Source organism: Azospirillum sp. RU38E, assembly GCF_900188385.1.
Lineage (GTDB): Bacteria > Pseudomonadota > Alphaproteobacteria > Azospirillales > Azospirillaceae > Niveispirillum.
Map to the genome: position 1 here is coordinate 72,829 of NZ_FZOI01000020.1, position 17,341 is coordinate 90,169.

At 63.7% G+C, this 17,341-nt stretch carries 14 protein-coding genes; 3 read left to right on the top strand and 11 right to left on the bottom strand.

Annotated features, from left to right (window positions below):
• Positions 1 to 48 precede the first annotated feature (48 nt).
• From CHB97_RS22225 to CHB97_RS22245, 5 genes are all read right to left on the bottom strand, one after another.
• Positions 49 to 798 carry an ABC transporter ATP-binding protein gene (locus CHB97_RS22225; protein ID WP_244559669.1) on the bottom strand — a complete coding sequence of 250 codons (750 nt, stop codon included), beginning with the start codon at positions 796 to 798 and terminating at the stop codon, positions 49 to 51.
• Positions 799 to 806: 8 nt separating this feature from the next.
• Positions 807 to 1,583, bottom strand: coding sequence for an ABC transporter permease subunit (locus CHB97_RS22230; protein WP_089290214.1), 777 nt, complete (start codon positions 1,581 to 1,583; stop codon positions 807 to 809).
• Positions 1,580 to 2,560, bottom strand: coding sequence for an aliphatic sulfonate ABC transporter substrate-binding protein (locus tag CHB97_RS22235; RefSeq protein ID WP_089290215.1), 981 nt, complete (start codon positions 2,558 to 2,560; stop codon positions 1,580 to 1,582). The genes CHB97_RS22230 and CHB97_RS22235 overlap by 4 nt, the downstream gene beginning before the upstream one ends.
• A gap of 1 nt (position 2,561) precedes the next feature.
• Entirely contained in the window at positions 2,562 to 4,904 is a 2,343-nt protein-coding gene (locus tag CHB97_RS22240) for a TonB-dependent receptor (RefSeq protein ID WP_089290216.1), read from the bottom strand.
• Positions 4,905 to 5,218: 314 nt separating this feature from the next.
• Complete coding sequence (locus CHB97_RS22245; protein WP_089290217.1) at positions 5,219 to 5,983, bottom strand: phytanoyl-CoA dioxygenase family protein; 765 nt, start codon at positions 5,981 to 5,983, stop codon at positions 5,219 to 5,221.
• 105 nt (positions 5,984 to 6,088) lie between these two features.
• On the opposite strand from CHB97_RS22245, the gene CHB97_RS22250 reads away from it, so the two are divergent.
• Positions 6,089 to 6,994, top strand: a complete 906-nt coding sequence (locus tag CHB97_RS22250; protein WP_089290218.1) for a LysR substrate-binding domain-containing protein — start codon at positions 6,089 to 6,091, stop codon at positions 6,992 to 6,994.
• Here the strand turns inward: CHB97_RS22250 and CHB97_RS22255 are convergent.
• The 6 genes from CHB97_RS22255 to CHB97_RS22280 all read right to left on the bottom strand — a co-directional run bounded on the left by CHB97_RS22255 (position 6,986) and on the right by CHB97_RS22280 (position 14,148).
• Entirely contained in the window at positions 6,986 to 8,317 is a 1,332-nt protein-coding gene (locus CHB97_RS22255) for a 2-hydroxycarboxylate transporter family protein (RefSeq protein ID WP_089290219.1), read from the bottom strand. The genes CHB97_RS22250 and CHB97_RS22255 overlap by 9 nt on opposite strands.
• Before the next feature lie 253 nt (positions 8,318 to 8,570).
• The gene (lldD, locus tag CHB97_RS22260) at positions 8,571 to 9,719 is read right to left on the bottom strand and encodes an FMN-dependent L-lactate dehydrogenase LldD (RefSeq protein WP_089290220.1); all 1,149 of its coding nucleotides are present in this window, start codon (positions 9,717 to 9,719) and stop codon (positions 8,571 to 8,573) included.
• Positions 9,716 to 10,468, bottom strand: a complete 753-nt coding sequence (locus CHB97_RS22265) for an FCD domain-containing protein (protein WP_089290221.1) — start codon at positions 10,466 to 10,468, stop codon at positions 9,716 to 9,718. Before CHB97_RS22265 ends, lldD begins: the two co-directional genes overlap by 4 nt.
• 115 nt (positions 10,469 to 10,583) lie before the next feature.
• Positions 10,584 to 11,858: an NADH-quinone oxidoreductase subunit F gene (locus tag CHB97_RS22270; protein WP_089290222.1), complete on the bottom strand. Its 1,275-nt coding sequence runs from the start codon at positions 11,856 to 11,858 to the stop codon at positions 10,584 to 10,586.
• A gap of 5 nt (positions 11,859 to 11,863) precedes the next feature.
• Positions 11,864 to 13,510 carry an FAD-binding protein gene (locus tag CHB97_RS22275; protein WP_244559670.1) on the bottom strand — a complete coding sequence of 549 codons (1,647 nt, stop codon included), beginning with the start codon at positions 13,508 to 13,510 and terminating at the stop codon, positions 11,864 to 11,866.
• A 5-nt stretch (positions 13,511 to 13,515) separates the two neighbouring features.
• Entirely contained in the window at positions 13,516 to 14,148 is a 633-nt protein-coding gene (locus CHB97_RS22280) for a 4Fe-4S dicluster domain-containing protein (RefSeq protein ID WP_089290223.1), read from the bottom strand.
• A 568-nt stretch (positions 14,149 to 14,716) separates the two neighbouring features.
• Here CHB97_RS22280 and CHB97_RS22285 point away from each other — a divergent pair.
• Positions 14,717 to 16,603, top strand: a complete 1,887-nt coding sequence (locus tag CHB97_RS22285; RefSeq protein ID WP_089290224.1) for an ATP-binding protein — start codon at positions 14,717 to 14,719, stop codon at positions 16,601 to 16,603.
• The gene (locus CHB97_RS22290; protein WP_200820076.1) at positions 16,596 to 17,252 is read left to right on the top strand and encodes a sigma-54 dependent transcriptional regulator; all 657 of its coding nucleotides are present in this window, start codon (positions 16,596 to 16,598) and stop codon (positions 17,250 to 17,252) included. The genes CHB97_RS22285 and CHB97_RS22290 overlap by 8 nt, the downstream gene beginning before the upstream one ends.
• The last annotated feature ends 89 nt before the right edge of the window (positions 17,253 to 17,341 follow it).

A 17,341-nucleotide genomic window follows, 5' to 3' on the forward strand; every position in this document is an offset into this window, starting at 1 on the left:
TGATCGGTCCCGATCACCGGGACATAAGACGAAAAATGCGTCATGGCGTCAGCGGGCTTCCGCTGACGCCGGCGCATCCAGCAGCCGTTCCAGGATCGCCCCTTCCAGGGCGGCGAAGGCGGCATCGCCCCGGCGGCGGGGGCGGGGCAGGTCGATGGGCTGGTCCAGCGCCACCCGCCCCGCATCAATCAGCAGCACCCGGTCGGCCAATGCCACCGCTTCCCCCACATCATGGGTGACAAGCAAGGCAGTGAAGCCCTGGGCCTGCCAGACATTTTCCAGCAGGGACTGCATTTCGATCCGGGTCAGCGCGTCCAGCGCGCCCAGCGGCTCGTCCAGGGCCAGCAGTGTCGGGTGGCTGACCAGGGCGCGGGCCAGCGCCACGCGCTGACGCTGACCGCCTGACAGGGTGCTGGGCCAGTCATCGGCCTTGGCTGCTAGCCCGACATCGGCCAGGGCTTCGCGCGCGGCAGCTACCCCCTCCGGCCCGTCACCGCGTTCGCCCAGGCCCACGGCCACATTGGCGGCAACACTCGCCCAGGGCAGCAGGCGCGGTTCCTGGAACACCAGTCGCGCATGGGCGGCGTCGCTGTCGCTGCTCACGTGGCCGGTGCTGGCCGGTTCCAGGCCCAGGATCACCCGTAGCAGCGTGCTTTTCCCGCAGCCGCTTTTGCCGATGATGGCAACGAAGCTGCCCGGTTCGATGGACAGGTCGACACCATGCAGTACGTCCGTCTCACCAAACCGCTTGCTCACCTGGGAGAGGGTGAGGGCGGCACCCTTATGCTTGCTCATCATCCCCTCCATCACCGGCGATAGGCCGGGTTCCAGCGCAGGAAGCGCCGTTCCAGCGCCTTGGTGGCGCTGTCCGCCAGCTTGCCCAACAGGGCGTAGATCAGGATCGACAGCACCACCACATCGGTGCGCATGAACTCCCGCGCCGCCATGGCCATATGGCCGATGCCGGATTTGGCGGCGATGGTTTCCGCCACGATCAGCGTCAGCCACATGATGCCCAGCGCATAGCGCAGGCCCACCAGGATGGCGGGCAGGGCACCCGGCAGGATGACGCGGCGGAACAGCCGCCGGGGCGACATGCCATAGACCCGCCCCATCTCAATCAATTGCGGATCGACATTGCGGATGCCGTGCAGCGTGTTCAGATAGATGGGGAAGAACACCCCCAGCGCCACCAGGAACAGCCGCGCCTCCTCCTCGATCCCGAACCAGATGATCACCATGGGGATCAGGGCCAGATGCGGCACGTTGCGCACCATCTGCAAGGTCGGGTCCAGCAACCGCTCACTGATCCGGGACAGGCCGGTCAGCAGGCCGAGGCCAAAACCGATGCCACCGCCGATCACCAGCCCGGCGAGTGCCCGCAATGTGCTGACGCCCAGATTGGCCGGCAGGGTGCCATCCAGGGTCAAGGCCCAGCCGGCGGCCAGCACCGCAGACGGGGCAGGCAGGATAGTGGCCGGCAGCCAGCCCAGGCTGGCGCTGACCTGCCACAGAAACAGCAGAACCCCCGGCACAATCCAGGCCAGGGGGAAGCGTTCCTTGCGATCTTGATAGCGGCTCATGCGCCTTTCCATCCCGTCCAGGCGGCATCGGCGATTTTCACGGGCACAGGGATGATGCCCAGCCGGTGGAACCGGTCGGCCACCGCCTGCTGGGCGGCGATCACCTCCGCCGTGATGGGCGTATAGGCGAAATCCGCCCGTTCCACCGTGTCACGCAGCAGGTCCAGCGGCAGGCCGGTTTCTTTGGCCATCAGTTCCGCCATCGCCCCCCGGTTCTGTTCGGCCCAGTGACCATCGGCGGCCAGCGCGTCGAGCGCTGCCGCCAGCAGGGCAGGGCGTTTGGCGGCGAAATCGCGGTGGGCCAGGGCATAGGCGGCCCCGCCGGTGCCCAACGCCCCGCCGGGCAGCAGGATGCGGGCATTATTCTGCTGCTGCGCCAGCGTGTAATAGGGATCCCAGATCACCCAGCCATCAATCCCGCCCTGGGCGAAGGCCGCCGCCGCATCGGCGGGGCCCAGATTGACCACCTGCACGTCATCCAGCGTCAGCCCGGCACTTTCCAGCACCACAGCCGCGATATTGTGGGCCGACGAACCGCGCGTGAAGGCCAGCTTGCGCCCCTTCAGGTCGGCGATGCTGTTGATGCCGGAATTGGCTTGGGTGAGGATGCCCCCCGCCTTGCCGGACAGTTTCTGCACGGCGGCATAAAGCAGCGGCGCACCGGCGGCCTGGGCGAAGATGGGCGGGGTGTCGCCCGTCCCGCCCAGATCGATCCCGCCCACGGCAAGCGCTTCCAACAGCGGCGGGCCGGCGGCGAATTCCAGCCATTCCACCTTGGCGGCACCCGCCCGCAGCAGCGCCTTGTCGAATTCGCCGCGCTGCTTGGCCAGCAGAAACACACCGTTCTTCTGATAGCCGACACGGACCACCGCCGCCCCGTCATCCCCCTTGCCACAGCCGGCCAGCAGGGCCAGCCCGCCAAGCCCGGCGGCGGATAAAAGGGACCGTCGGGAAAGTCTGTTGGAAGCCTGCACCATATTAATCCCCAAACTTCACGCGCAAGGAAACGCCGGCATAGCGGTCCGCCTCACGCGGGATAACGTAACGCAGGGCCCCGCCCGGACCACCGGTGGTAATCTGGAGCGGGAAGCTCTGGTCGAACAGGTTGTTCACGAACAGCGACAACCGGTAACGGTCCGTCTTGTCCGAAATGGCGATGCCGACATTCACCAGATCATAGGAGTGGATATAGAGCAGCGGGTTGTTGCCCAGGTCAGAGGTCTGGCCGCTGGTGTAGCTGTAGGTGCCGGTCAGGTGGAAATCGACGGGCAGATTGTCAGGCGCGATGGTGTAATCGCCGCTGACCGACAGTTTCCATTTCGGGGCCAGCGGCAGCGGTTCGCCCTTGCGGGCATTGCTGAGCACGCCGCTGGCATCGCGGAACTTGTCGATCTGCGCGTCGGTATAGGCGACACCGGCCGACAGGTTGAAATCCTGCGTCACGCGGAACTGGCTGTCCAGCTCGATCCCCTTGGTGGAAACCTCGCCGGCATTGGTCAGGCGGGTGATGACGATACCGTTCAGCGTGTCGAAATTATTGGCCTGGAAATTATCATATTTCGACCAGAAGCCGGCGATATTCACCAGGGCGCGGCGGCCGAACAGTTCCGATTTCAGCCCGACCTCATAGGCATCCACGGTTTCCGCCTCAATCAGGTTGCGCTGGTTGGCGGCCTGATTGAAGAAGACGTTGAAGGCCGGGCCCTTATAGCCCCGGCTGTAGGTGGCATAGGTCGATACCGCCTCGCTCACCTGATAGGCAAGGCCGGCCTTGCCGGAAATATTGTCCTTCGACGCCTCGTCCTGCCAGCCGGAAAGATCGCGGCGGATACCCGGCAGATCAATGGGGGCCGTGGACGGGATGCGATTGTGATAGGTTTCCAGCCTATCATGGGTCAGCCGCAGACCGGCGATGGCTGACAAGTCATCAGTCAGCCGCAGCGTGCCCTGGGTGAAGCCGGCCACGCTCTCGCTCTTTGATCCGAAGGTGGCGGTGGAGGTGCCGGCCACATAGGTGGAGGCACCGGGCAGGCAGGGGCGCAGCCCCGTGGCATCCACCGCCAGGGTGGTGGCGGTGCAGACGGTGGTATCGCGGGTGAAGGTGCGGTCGGCCTTGGCGTTGGCGTAATAGACACCCGCCACATATTCCAGCGTCTGGCCGGAGGGGGAGGCAAGGCGCAGTTCCTGGCTGAAGGTGCGGCTGTCCTGCGGGCCGTAATCATGCAACTGGGCAAAGGCATTGCCGACATAGGCGGCGGTGCGGTCCAGCCAATCGCCTTCGCGCTGGCCCCAGATATCCCATTCCCGCCAGGCGGTGATGGAGGTGATGGTATGGTCACCCAGCGTATAATCGGCCTGGGCGGAGAAGCCCCAGCCTTCTTCCTGCGACAGGCTGGCTTCATTATGGCGGACCTGCCGGGTCTTGTCGCCGCGCAGATCAACGCCGGACAGCAGCGACAGCAAGGCCGCCTGGTTGGGGCCGGCCGTGGGGCTGCTGCCGATCACTTCGGCCAGGCTGTCATCATCGGCCTTGCGGTAATCGCCGATGAAGGTCCATTTCAGGTTTTCCGTGGCATCCCATTCCACCACGCCGCGCACGCCCTTGCGGTCATAGCCATTGACCTTGGACTTCTTGGCGGCCGGATCGGCGGTATAGAGGTTGGTGATATTGCCATCATAGGTGCCGGTGAAACCGGTCAACCGGGCGCGCACCGTTTCGGACAAGGGCAGGTCGACCGCGACCTTGCCCTTATATTCCCGGCCCTGCGCGGCGGTCAGTTCGACCGTGCCGCCGAATTTATCGCCCGGCCGCTTGGTCACCAGATTGACCACGCCGGCAGAGGCATTCTTGCCGAACAAAGTGCCCTGGGGCCCGCGCAGCACCTCGATCCGCTCCACATCATACAGGTCGCCGAAGGCTTCGCCGGCGCGGGCCAGCACCACCCCATCCAGCACGAAGGCGACGCTGCTTTCCGCCGCGATGGCGAAATTGATGGTGCCGACCCCGCGCAGGAACAGCGAACTGTCCAGCGCCGTGCCGCCCTTGCGGAAATTCAGCGACGGGATCAGCGTCTGCAACCCTTCGATATTGGTACCGGGCCGATTGTCCAGCACGCTGGCCGGGACAACGGCGACGGAGGCCGGCACGTCCTGCAGGTTCTGGGTCCGCTTCTGCGCGGTGACGATGATCTCTTCCAGCACAAGGGGGGCATCGCCGCTGGCCTGGGCCAGGGCGAGCAGCGGGGCCAGCGCGGTCGCACCGATCAGCAGCGAACCGGTAAGGGCGCGGTGGGTCCAGAGCGTCAAGGTCTTTTGTGTCATTTCTTTTCAGGCTCCCCAGAATTCAACACAAGCATCGTGTGACGTGGCCGGGATCGTGCCGTTTCATTCCTATATCGTCAATAGGAATTAAATGGAAAAAATGTGGAATACAAATAATTACAAAATTCTTAGTGTTGTATTTTAAAATGCCAAACGCCCGGTCATGAAATTCATGCCGGGGGTGAAGGGAAATGGGCATCCGGAAGGGATGCGCGGGGCCGGATTGATTGGGATGGATCATCATTCTTGGCCGCCCGCTGGTCGGATAACCTGCGGATGCCCTTTCATCTCCTTGCTCTTATTGTGAAACCTGTTCAGCCGAAGGTCACCTGCCGCCCGCTGCGCAGCAACGGGATGGCGTCGCGGCGCAAATGTCGGGTACCCGGGTTCAGGATGACTTCCGGGCTGTACTGCGCCAGATAGACCCGCCGCATCCGGTCGCTGTGGTTCGGGCCGGAGGCGTGCAGCAGCCGGGAAGAAAAGGCAACGACGCTGCCGGCGGGTGCCTCAATCACCACACCTTGGTCATCACCGGTCCAGCCGACCAGATCGTTGGTTCCCGGCTGGCGGAGATGGGGCAGGATACCGTCGCGGCTGGCCGGCACGCGGCTGAAGGGCAGCAGGCGGATGGTGCCATTTTCCAATGTCGCATCATCCAGCGGGCACCAGCAGGTGAGATAGGGGGCGTGATCCGCCGGCCCGCCATTGCCAACGACATAGCCGCTATCCTGGTGCCAGGCGAAGGCCATGCCGCCGCCGGACCCCTTCACCACATATTGGTCATAGAAAAAATAGGCTTCATCCCCCAGGGTGGTGCGGCAGATATCGGCCATCACTGGGGCAAACAGCATCCGGCGCAGGGCCGGCTGCACCCGCTGGCACTCCCCGGCGAAATAGCGATTGCCCCGGTGGGTGATCCCGTCGCTATCCACCCCCAGCGCATCCAGATGCGCATCGGCGCGGGCCACCATCTCCGCACATTGGCTGCGCAGGATATCCAGCAATTCGCCTTCCAGCACCCGTTCGAACACGGCATAGCCTTCCTGGCGGAACTGTTCGCGCTGTGCTTCGAAACCCATATTCACACTTCATGAAGTGTTGTTATTGAAAATATCCTCTTACAAAATGGGGTATTCGCTCCAATCCAATTGCTTTGGTCGCCCATACGTGAATACTATGGGCGCATGAGAATGCGACAGATTGAGGCGTTTCGGGCAGTGATGATGAGCGGCGGGGTAACCGCCGCGGCCGCCATGCTGTCCATTTCCCAGCCCTCGGTCAGTCGGCTGATTGCCGATCTGGAACATGCGGTCGGGTTTCAGCTTTTCGACCGGCGGGGCAGCCGGATGCACCCGACCAAGCAGGCCGAGACCCTGTTTGAGGCGGTACAGCGTTCCTTCACCGGTCTGGATATGCTGGCCCAGGCCGCGCGCCGCATCCGGGCGCATCCGGTGGGCACCGTGCGGCTGGCTGTCTTGCCGACCTTCGCCATCACCATCCTGCCGCCGGTCCTGGCGGATTTCCAGGCGCTTTACCCCGATGTGAAGGTGACGGTGGAGGTATTGGGCCATCGCGCTGTTGAGGATCGCCTGTTTCTGGGACAGGCCGATCTGGGGATCGGCGTCACCGCCCCGCCGCGCGACGGCATCCGCACTGAATTGCTGGCCCGTGCCCCTTATCTTTGCGCCTTGCCGCCGGCCCACCGCCTGACCGCGCAGGCCCTGGTGCGGATCAGCGACCTTGCTGGGGAGCGGTTCATCGGCCCGATGCATGAGGCCGATGCCTTGTGGAACGGTATCGATGCCGCCCTGCTGGCTGCGGGGGTGGAGTCGGTGCGGATGCTGGAGTGCCAGCAATCCATGCCCATGTACGCCTATGTTGCGGCGGGACTGGGTGTCTCGATCGTGGAGCCGTTTTCCGCCCGGCTCTATCGCCGGCTGGGGGTGGTGACCCGCCCGGTGGACCCCGTCATCAGCCTGGATTTCACCTTCCTGGAGCCGGATATCGGCCCCACCCCGCCGCCCATCCAATGGCTGCGGGATGCCATCCGGCGGGAGGCGGCGGCGGCCATCAGTGAGGGTTTATTGTAGCGCCTTCAGCAGGAAGGCTGCCAGCACCACCATGCCGGCCCCGCCGATGCGGGTGGAAATCTGGGCAAAGGGCATCAGCCCCATGCGGTTGGCGGCGGAGAGAATGGCGACGTCGCCCGTGCCGCCCAGGCCGGAATGGCAGCAGGTGACGATGGCGGCCTCCAGCTCGTACATGCCAAGCCATTTGCCGACGAACCAGCCGGAAATGACCATGCCCAGCACCGTTGAAAGGCAGATGACGAAATAGGCCGGGTGGAAGGCGGCCAGCAGGTCGTTCCACGGCACATAAAGCGTGCCCAGCCCCACCAGCAGCGGAAAGGTCATGGTCATGGTCATGAAACGATGCATCTGGTGGGCGCCACTCTCAACCCGGCTGGGGATGATGCCGGAAACCTTCAGCAGGGCCGCCCCGATGATCATCACAATGGGGCCGGGAATGCCCAGATCGGGCGACAGGAAGGCCCCCAGGATGAACATGCAGCAGGATAACAGCAGGCCCGCGCCCATCAGGGGAAGGTCGATCTTATGATCCACCGCCATCTCGGCCAGAAGATCATTATCGCCACCGCTGCGGACCAGCAGCCCCCTGCCGGAATGCTGCGGCCTGATTTCCCCGATATGGCGCAGCACCCCGGCGCTGATGATGGCGACCACATTGCCGATCAGCGCCGCCGGGATCAGCGTGGCAATCAAGGCCGGTTGCGCCTGGCCGGTAATCTCCGCATAGGCCAGCGACAGTGGCAGGATGCCTTCGCCGATGCCGCCGGCAATGATCGGCATGACGATGAAAAAGAATGTATGCTTCACCTCATAGCCGAAGGCGAGACCGGCCAGGGAGCCGGCGATGATGGCGGCAGCCGTGCCCACGGCCAGCGGCACGAACATTTTGAGAAAGCCCTTGATCAGAACCCGCCGGTTCATGCCCAGCATCGATCCGGTGACCAGGCAGGCAATATAGAGATAGAGGAAGTTCGAGGTCTTCATCACGGCTGCAATGGCCTGATGCAGCGCAGGGTTCATGATCTGATAGGCCAGCAATGCCGAGGGAACGAACAGGCAGAGAATGGCCGAGCCGCCGATATGTTTCAGCACGGGCAGGCGGGAACCCAATTCCCCCAAGGGCAGGCCCAGCAGCATGATGGCAGCAAAACCACCGATCATGTCGGCCGGCAATCGCCCGGCTGCCGATCCGCCCAGAACCACGGTGGCGATGGCAAGATAAAGCGGCAGGGGTACGGGCCCCACCTGCCAGGATTTCCAGGCCGCAAGCCCCGTTACCCGGGCCCCGCTGGCGGGTCTGCCGTCATCTTCTTTTCCGGCCATGTTTTCCTCCGATAACCAAATGCCGACACGGCAGATCGGCTGCATGGGCTTTGCTGGACGCACATGGCGTGCCAGTTCGGAGGTCTCTTTTAATATGTTGTTTTTACAGGGATTTATCTTGAGCGAAGACGTTTATATGCGTCTTTCCGACCAATGGCCTTGACCGGCGTTCGGCTATCCGAACGTAAGAGGGGCGCAGGTGATGGCTTAGCCTCGCCTGCGCCCCTGTCCTGGAAAGCCCTGTGCTGCGTAATCAGGCGGCGGCCACCGCCTTCACCAGACTGTCGGCCGAAATCTCGGCGATGGAGCGGGCGCCGGTCAGCGTCATCGCCACCTGCATTTCCTTGGCGAACAGATCCAGCAGGTTTTCGACACCGGCGGCACCGGCCGCCGCCAACGCATAAACAAAGGCGCGGCCGATCATGACGCCATCCGCCCCCTGCGCCAGCATCCGCACCACATCCAGCCCAGAGCGGATGCCGGAATCCGCCAGAATGGTCAGGTCACCCTTCACCGCATCGGCAATGGCCGGCAGGGCTTTGGCGGAGGAGAGCACGCCGTCAAGCTGCCGCCCGCCATGATTGGAGACGACAATGCCATCGGCGCCAAAGCGAACGGCGTCGCGGGCATCATCGGGGTCCAGAATGCCCTTGATGATCATCGGGCCTTTCCAGAAATCCCGAATCCATTCCAGATCCTGCCAGCCGATGGAGGGGTCAAAATTTTGGCCGAGCCAGCCGACATAGTCGGCCAGATTGGTCTTCTGCTGTCGATAGGCGGAGACATTGCCCAGATCATGTGGCCGGCCGAACAGGCCGACATCGAACGCCCAGGTGGGGTGCATCACCGCCTGGATCATGCGCCGCAGGGGGGCATTGGGGCCCGACATGCCGGAATGGGCATCGCGGTAGCGGCTGCCAGGGACCGGCATGTCAACGGTGAAGACCAGTTTGCGGATACCCGCCGCCCAGGCGCGTTCCAGCGCGTTCTTCATGAAGCCGCGATCCCGCAGCACATAAAGCTGGAACCAGATCGGGCGGTCCACGGCCGCCTGCACTTCTTCAATCGGACAGACGGAGACGGTGGAGAGCGTCAGCGGAATGCCTTTCTTGGCGGCGGCGCGGGCCGCCTGCACTTCGCCGCGCCGCGCATACATGCCGGTCAGGCCGACTGGGGCCAGCGCCACCGGCATGGACACTTTCTCATCAAAGAAGCTGGTGGAAATATCCACCGATCCGACGCTTTTCAGCACCCGCTGGCGCAGGGCCAGATCGGACAGATCCTCCACATTCTTGCCCAGCGTGCGTTCAGCATTGGCCCCGCCATCAATGTAATGGAACAGGAAGGGCGGCAGGCGACGGCGGGCAGCCTCTCTGTAATCGGTCGATGAGGATATGATCATGCTGGCAGTTCCCCCTGGGGTAATTTGTTGCGCAGGGCCCCGGCCCGGCGCGCACGTGCGGTTTCCGTTTCGATGCGGCGCAGGCTGTCTTCCACGAAGCAGAGATGATCCGTGGCGGCCTGGCGTGCATCATCGGCCCGCCCGGCCAGGATCGCCGCGGCAATGGCCTGATGCTGGTGGTTCAGCTTTTCCGCCGTATCGGGCAGGAGATGCAGCTTGCTGAGGCTCTCGGCGATGCTGACCCGCATCAGGTCGAACAGCCCGGAAATCACCTGCCGCAGCACCAGATTATGCGACGCCTCGGCAATCGCCATGTGAAAGGCGGCGTCGGCGCGCGATTGGGTCTCCGGGTCGGCGGCCCCGGCACAGACGGCGCCCAGGGCCGCCTGCAGGTGCTGCCGGTCCCGATCATCGGCGCGCAGGGCCGCGTGATAGGCGGCGTCCGCCTCCAGCGACTTGCGGATTTCCATGACATCCTGCCAATAGCCGCCCTCTGCCTGGGCAAGCGGCTGCAGGGGCTGCATCGCCTGTTCCAGGGCCCGTTCGGCACTGCCGGGGGCGACGAAATTCCCGCCGCCCCGGCGGCTGACAATCAGGCCGCGGCTGATCAGTTGCTGCATCGCCTCCCGCAGCCGTGAGCGGGAGACGCCCAGTTCCGCCGCCAGCGTCCGTTCTGGTGGCAGGCGCGCGCCCGGCGCCAGCTGGCGCGCGGCAATCAAGGCCCTGATCTGATCCGTCAATGGGGACATGGATGCTTCTCCTGATATTGGTCATACCAAAATCCGAAGAATTTGCAAGGGATGCCGTGCAAATCAGCCATGTTCCGGCTATCCATCACACCGGGACCATATTTGGTAGGACCAGTCAGGTTTGTTGGTTGGCTTTTGGCGCCCCGCCCGCTGCTGCCGGCCGCTGATATTCTTCCGGAAAGGTCTGCAGCGCGCTTTTCACCACCGTCACCGCCCCGTCGATCAGCGCGCAGCGGCCGCTGCCCGGCAGCAGGGCGCAGAGATGGTCCAGCGCGCCGACATCGGCAGCTGTACCCCGGCCTGTGGCGATCCGGTCCAGCAGCCGGGCCATCTGGAACGTGCCGCACTTGCAGGATGGGCATTGGCCGCAGGAGCCGGTGGCGAAGAATTCAACATAATCGGCGACCTTGCGGACGATGCTGGTGCCTTCCGACATGACGATCATGGCACCGGTGCCGAGCCGGGATTGCCGCGCCCGTACCGAATCGAAATCCAGCGCCACATCAAGGTCACGCGCCGTCAGCAGCGTGTTGGAAGGGCCGCCGGTGAACACGGCCTTGAAGGCACGCCCATCCAGCATCCCGCCGCCATAGGTGAAAACCAGATCCCGCAGGCTGGTCCCCATCGGCAATTCATAGAGCCCCGGATTCAGCACATCTCCGGAAAGCGAATAAAGCTTCGTCCCGCACGCCTCGCCTTTGCCCAGGGCGCGGTACCAGTCCGCGCCATTGTTCAAGATATGCGGCACATTGGCCAGTGTTTCGGTGTTGTTGATCAGGGTTGGCTGGCCGCCCACCCCCTTTTCAAAGGGGAAGGGCGGTTTGCGGCTGGGGAAGGGGAAACCCTGGTTCAGCCAGGACACCACCGCCGTTTCCTCCCCGCCAATATACCGGCCGGAACTGGCGATCACCTCCAGCTTGACCGGCTGCCCGATGATCGGTTCAAGGCCGGCCAGCAGGTCGCTGCCCTGCCATTGCGCCACGGCGGCGCGCATTTCGGCGATGCTGTCCGCCTGATGCGGGTTGACATAGAAGATGACATGGCTGGCCTTGATGGCGATGGCCGCGATCAGCGCCCCTTCGATTACCTGATGCGGTGTCCAGCGCAGCAGGTGGCGATCCTTGAAGGTACCGGGCTCATCCTCATTGCCGTTGCAGACGACATATTTCGTCTCCGCCACCATGGCGGCCGCTGCCGTCCATTTCCGCCAGGTTGGAAAGCCGGCCCCACCCATGCCCCGCAGGTCGGCGGCCTGCAGGGTGGGGATGATGGCGGCAGGCTGGCTTGCAGCCATTATCAGCCCGACGCCACCGCCCGCATTGCGCCAGCGGTTCAGATCGGCCCCCACCTGGATGGCGGGATGCAGCAGCACGTGATTTAACGGTTGCATGATGGTCAGCCTTTCCGCGCCGTGGCCATATGGGCCCGCAGGTCGAAATTTCCGTATGCCGGATAGAGCAGGGGCGACCGTGGCCCGTTGATCAAGCCGGCATAGGTCAGTTGCCGCTGCCAGTCCCGCACATGTTCCAGCCCGACCCTGCCGGTGAGCGGCGTTCCCGCCAGCGTGGCGGCGGCCTTTCCCGCCTCCCGGCCGAAGACCAGGATGTCGAGCAGGGCATTGCCCATCAGCCGGTTGCGGCCATGGATGCCGCCCGCCACCTCGCCGGCACAATAAAGGCCGGGCACAGCCGTTGCCCCGTGCCGGTCAATCTCCACCCCGCCATTCTGGTAATGCAGCGTCGGGCGGATCAGCAACGGCTCCCGCCGGGGGTCGATGCCGCAGCGATCGGCCAGATGCGCCAGGGAGACAAGCTGCCGGGACAGAAGGTCCGGCTTTTCGGCCAGCAGGCCGGGCGTATCGAGCAGGACGCCCACCTGCCCATCGCGCACCACGCCCCGGCCCTCGGCACATTCGCGCAGGATGGCGGCGGTCACCAGATCGCGGGGGGCCAGCTCATCAATGAACCGTTCCCCAAGACCATTGATCAGCTTCGCCCCCAGGGAGCGGACCGCCTCTGAAATCAGGCCGCCGGCCAGATGCTGCGGCCAGGCTATGCCGGTCGGATGGAACTGGAAGGAATCCATGTCCCGCACCCTGGCACCGATCCGATAGGCCAGCGCCAGACCATCCGCCGTGGCGCCATAATGATTGGAGGTGGCAAAGCCCTGCAGGTGCAGGCGGCCGGCCCCGCCGGTCGCCAGGATGACGGCGCGGGCGCGGATGATGCGCAGGGTGGCATGTTCAAGATCATACAGCACGGCCCCGGCGCAGTGCCCATGATCGTTGGACAGCAGTTCCACCGCCGGATGCCGGTTGAGGATGGTCACGCCGCGATCAAGCTCCACCGCTTCGCGCAGCACCCGCATCATTTCCAGCCCGGTGAAATCACGATAGCTGAGAATGCGGGCCGCCGTGGTGCCGCCGGCACGCTTGCGCAGCAGGCGCGCGCCGGGCGTCGGGCTGTCCGCCAGATCGAAATGCATCCCCAGTTGGATAAGCCAGCGGATGATGGCCGGTGCCTGGCCGACCAGCCGTTCCACCAGGGCCGGATCGGCCGCCTGATGGCCGCCCTTCAAAGTATCGTCATAATGCCGTTGCAGGCTGTCATCGTCACCGACGGCTGCCTGTATGCCGCCCTCCGCCATTACCGTATTGCTGTCGCCGACCCGCAGCTTGGCCGCCAGGATGACGTCGGCACCGGCTTCCCGGGCGGCAAGGGCCGCCGCCACACCGGCACCCCCGCCGCCAATGACGAGAATATCCGTGGTGACCGGCGCAAGGGCGGCCAGATCGACATCGCCGATCAGCGCATTGCCCTGGATGATGCGGGCCAGCAGCGGATGACAGCGAGCGCCTTTGCTGGCCCCCACCATCAGCCGGCAGGTGGCCTGGGCGGCATAATCGGGATGAAACCGTTCCAGCAACGTCTGTGGCGGGCTGTCCGACGGCCGCATCGGCTGCCCCGGCATGGTTTGCCATGTCTGAAGGGCCACGCTGAAAGGAATGGCCGCCATGGGGGCCGCCATGGGTTCAGTGCGCATGGCCATCACTCCTTTTCCGTTGCGTCGGGCGTCATCGCCCCGCGCTCAATCTCATTCAGGCGCCGGATCAGGTCGGACGGGCGCAGGGTCAGCGCCGCGATGGCGCGGCGTACCATCAGCCCCAGATGGTTCGGCCAGATGCCTTCCGGGCAGGCGAGCGTGCAGAGATTGCACATGACACATTGTTCGAAGATGGCCGCCGCCGCGGCAAAATCCCCGGCAACCGACAGCGCCACGCCCTGCTGCACCGACAGCCCCTTCGGGCAGGCACGGTCACAGCCGCTGCAATGGCGGCAATGGGCGGCTTCCGGGAAATGGCGATCCACCGCGTCTGACAATTGCCAGAGATCCTGGATGGCCGCGATGTCATAGCGGTGCGGTTTGTCGGGGGTGAAGTAAACAATGAAGCTGACCTGCATGGCGGCCTCTGCCCGGGTTTCGCAGGCAAGGGCGGTGGCGATCTGCTTTTCGCCCTCCCGGCGCACCAGGCAGCGGCAGGCGCCGCAGACACCCTGTCCCATGCAGCCGACATTGGCAGTCAGAGCCGTTCCGTCGGCCATAGCCGCCTGCAGGATGGAGGCGGGGGCCGCTACGGCCACATCCCGCCCATCAATTCTCAAATGAATGATCTCATCCATCGCTTGTCTCTCCTCTGCCGCCCGGCGCTGCGGCTCTTTCCAGCGCAAGGGACGTGCCAGGGCAGGGGGAGGTGATGATCAGCTTGAATTTGCGGGATTTTTTGTCAGGCTCGCAGCGGGCAGGGGCGGGCCACCGTTCGCTTCTCCGTGCATCGCCCTGATCCGGGGTCGGATATCCGCCGGTGTTTGCGCTCAAAACCCCTGGGTCAGCCGGGACGTTCGGTTACCCGAACGCCCCCGCCATCATCCGTCGGCTTTCCGGACAAGGTCGGGTGGTGGCCGGAAAATCGGCAATAAAATCAAATCCCTTCGGTCAAAGGGTTACATGGCCCGCCATTTGCTGTGTGCGTTGCTTGTTAGGTGCAACGTTAGCGCATCGAACCGACCGGCGCATGATCTGCATCAACGTCATGCTTTGGCGAAATGCTAGATTACGCGAACTGCACAATGAAGGGTGATCGGCGCCGTGGTTGCTTTGAACGCTGGCGATAGCGGCTTTTTGCTGCGCGAGGTGCCGTGCCGTTATGCGGGGCGATGCCAGGGCGCATGTCGACATGCAGGCGACAGGATGTTCGATCCCGATATTTTCACTGACATGGACTGTACGCGCCGGGAACGCCGCCGCAGCTTTGTGATGTTTGCCACGGCGGTGGCATTGGTCATGTTGCTGGGGTTCGTCGCCACCTATCTGTCGGCGGAGCGGGCTGGCCGCCATGATCTGATGGCGGCCAGCAATGATCAACTGCACCGCGCCTTTACCAAGTTCGAACGCGAAATCGACAAGCTCGGCATTCTGCCACTGACCATGGCTATGGATCAGCGGGTCGGTTCCTTCCTGGCTGCCACCGACCGGGGGGCGCAGGCCGGCGAGATCAACCATTATCTCGCCACGCTGAATATGGCGGCGGGAACCTTGCAGATCTATCTGATCGATGCCGGCGGCACGGTGATCGCGTCCAGCAACTGGAAGGATTCCAGCAGTTTTGTCGGCCGCAACATTTCCTATCGGCCTTATGTGCAGAATGCGAAGGCCGGTTCGGTGACCGGCTATTACGGTATCGGCACCACGGCCAATACACCGGGTTACTATCTGGCCACGGCGGTGGAACGCGATGGCGTCCGGGTCGGGACGGTGGCGGTCAAGCTTGATCTGGAACAGCTGGAGCATGACTGGCTGAATGGCATGGACCAGTTGATGTTCATGACGGACGCGAACCGTGTCATCGTCCTGTCCTCCCGCGCGGCGTGGAAATATCACAGCCTGGGTCCGCTGGACGCCGCCAAGATCGCTGAACTGAACCAGACGCAACAATATAACAGTCACGTGATGGATGCGCTTGACTGGCAGGTGCGGCCCCGCCACGCCGACGGCACCCTGTTCGTGACAGTGGGGGATGGGCAGGAAACCCGGTCCTATCTTGCCGACACGCTTTATGTGCCGCCGGTTGGCATGGACCTCACCGTGCTGGTCGATTACTCCAGCGTGAAATATCGGGCGGCGGAAGCGGCGGTGACCGTTGCCCTGCTGATCTTGGTCGCCGCCTTGATCATGCGCTTTGCCAATCAGCGCCGGCTGACGATCCAGGAACGCCTGCTGGCCCGCAAGGTGCTGCAAGAGGCTTATGAACACCTCAAAGGCCGGTTCGAGGATCGCAATCGGCAATTGAACGCAGCGAATGAAGAGCTGCGCCGCGAAGTGGCCGAACGGATCGCCGCGGCCCGCAAACTGCAAAGCTTTCAGGATGAATTGATCCGCACGGAAAATCTGGCGGTGATCGGCCAGCTCTCGGCCGGCTTGGCGCATGAGATCAACCAGCCGCTGGCGGCCCTGTCCACCCTGTCGGAAAATGCCATCCGCTTTCTGGAACTGAATGATACGGGCACGGTGAAGCATAATCTTGGCCGCATCTGCGATCTGGTCCGCCGCATGGGCGTGCTGACAGGGCAGTTGCGGTCCTTTGCCCGTCGTACCGATGGCGAGGTGGAGCCGGTCAATCTGGAATTGTCAGTGGAGAGCGCCATCGCCCTACTCGGCCACCGCCTGAAGAAGGAAAATGTCCAGGTGGCACTGCTGAAGCCGGCGCACCCCGTGCAGGCCATCGCCGATGGCGTGCGGCTGGAGCAGGTGCTTGTCAACCTGATCAGTAACGCCATGGATGCGTTGAGCGGTAATGGCGAACCCAAGGTGGGCATCGCCTTTTTCCAGGAGGGGGATCGCGCCATTATCGATGTGACCGATAATGGCCATGGTCTGAGTGCGGACGTGCTGGCCAAGCTGTTCGAGCCCTTCTTCACCACCAAGAAAACCAGTGGGCTTGGTCTCGGCCTTGCCATTTCACAAGACATCATCAGAGGTTTCGGCGGCGACCTGACGGCGGCAAACCGCGATTGCGGCGGGGCCCTGTTCCGCATTGTGCTGCCGGCCGCCCCGACCAAGGAGTTTCCCCATGAATGAGAGCCAGGTCATCGTCATCGAGGATGACGAGGATGTGCGCCTTGGCTGCCTGCAGGCGCTAAGACTGGAAGGGATCAAGGCCATCGGCGTCGAAAGCGTCGAAACGGCGAAGCGGACCATCCCGAAGAATTATCCCGGCGTCATTGTCTCCGATATTCGTCTGCCAGGCATGGATGGCATCAGCTATCTGGCCAAACTGACCGAGTCTGACCCGGACCTGCCGGTGATCATGATTACCGGCCATGGCGATGTGGCGACGGCGGTGCAGGCCATGCGCGACGGCGCCTATGATTTCATCCAGAAGCCCTTTGCTTCACAGCAATTTGTCGGCGTTGTGCAACGGGCGTTGGAGAAGCGGCGGCTGGTGATGGAAACCCGGACCCTGCGTCGGCAGCTTGCGACCAAGGGCAGCCTGGAAAGCCGCATTGTCGGCCGCTCCCCCGCCGTGGTGGAACTGCGCGAACTGGTGGAATCTGTCGGCGCTGTCCCTTCGGAAGTGATGATCCTGGGGGAGACGGGCACCGGCAAGGAACTGATCGCCCGCTGCCTGCATGATCTTTCCGGCCGCACCGGTCCCTTTGTGGCCTTGAACTGCGGGGGACTGCCGGAAACGCTGTTTGAAAGCGAGATTTTCGGGCATGAGGTGTAAAAGCATGGATTTGATCTGACAGTCACGCTCACCGATGCGGGTGTCCGGTGATGTTGAGCTGTCCGACGTTCACGCGGCAGCGATCTGCT

What these genes read in the sequence shown, in the direction of transcription:
- CHB97_RS22225 (WP_244559669.1), bottom strand. Translation starts at nt 798, where the DNA reads ATGATGAGCAAGCATAAGGGTGCCGCCCTCACCCTCTCCCAGGTGAGC.
- CHB97_RS22230 (WP_089290214.1), bottom strand. Translation starts at nt 1,583, where the DNA reads ATGAGCCGCTATCAAGATCGCAAGGAACGCTTCCCCCTGGCCTGGATT.
- CHB97_RS22235 (WP_089290215.1), bottom strand. Translation starts at nt 2,560, where the DNA reads ATGGTGCAGGCTTCCAACAGACTTTCCCGACGGTCCCTTTTATCCGCC.
- CHB97_RS22240 (WP_089290216.1), bottom strand. Translation starts at nt 4,904, where the DNA reads ATGACACAAAAGACCTTGACGCTCTGGACCCACCGCGCCCTTACCGGT.
- CHB97_RS22245 (WP_089290217.1), bottom strand. Translation starts at nt 5,983, where the DNA reads ATGGGTTTCGAAGCACAGCGCGAACAGTTCCGCCAGGAAGGCTATGCC.
- CHB97_RS22250 (WP_089290218.1), top strand. Translation starts at nt 6,089, where the DNA reads ATGAGAATGCGACAGATTGAGGCGTTTCGGGCAGTGATGATGAGCGGC.
- CHB97_RS22255 (WP_089290219.1), bottom strand. Translation starts at nt 8,317, where the DNA reads ATGGCCGGAAAAGAAGATGACGGCAGACCCGCCAGCGGGGCCCGGGTA.
- lldD (WP_089290220.1), bottom strand. Translation starts at nt 9,719, where the DNA reads ATGATCATATCCTCATCGACCGATTACAGAGAGGCTGCCCGCCGTCGC.
- CHB97_RS22265 (WP_089290221.1), bottom strand. Translation starts at nt 10,468, where the DNA reads ATGTCCCCATTGACGGATCAGATCAGGGCCTTGATTGCCGCGCGCCAG.
- CHB97_RS22270 (WP_089290222.1), bottom strand. Translation starts at nt 11,858, where the DNA reads ATGCAACCGTTAAATCACGTGCTGCTGCATCCCGCCATCCAGGTGGGG.
- CHB97_RS22275 (WP_244559670.1), bottom strand. Translation starts at nt 13,510, where the DNA reads ATGCGCACTGAACCCATGGCGGCCCCCATGGCGGCCATTCCTTTCAGC.
- CHB97_RS22280 (WP_089290223.1), bottom strand. Translation starts at nt 14,148, where the DNA reads ATGGATGAGATCATTCATTTGAGAATTGATGGGCGGGATGTGGCCGTA.
- CHB97_RS22285 (WP_089290224.1), top strand. Translation starts at nt 14,717, where the DNA reads ATGTTCGATCCCGATATTTTCACTGACATGGACTGTACGCGCCGGGAA.
- CHB97_RS22290 (WP_200820076.1), top strand. Translation starts at nt 16,596, where the DNA reads ATGAATGAGAGCCAGGTCATCGTCATCGAGGATGACGAGGATGTGCGC.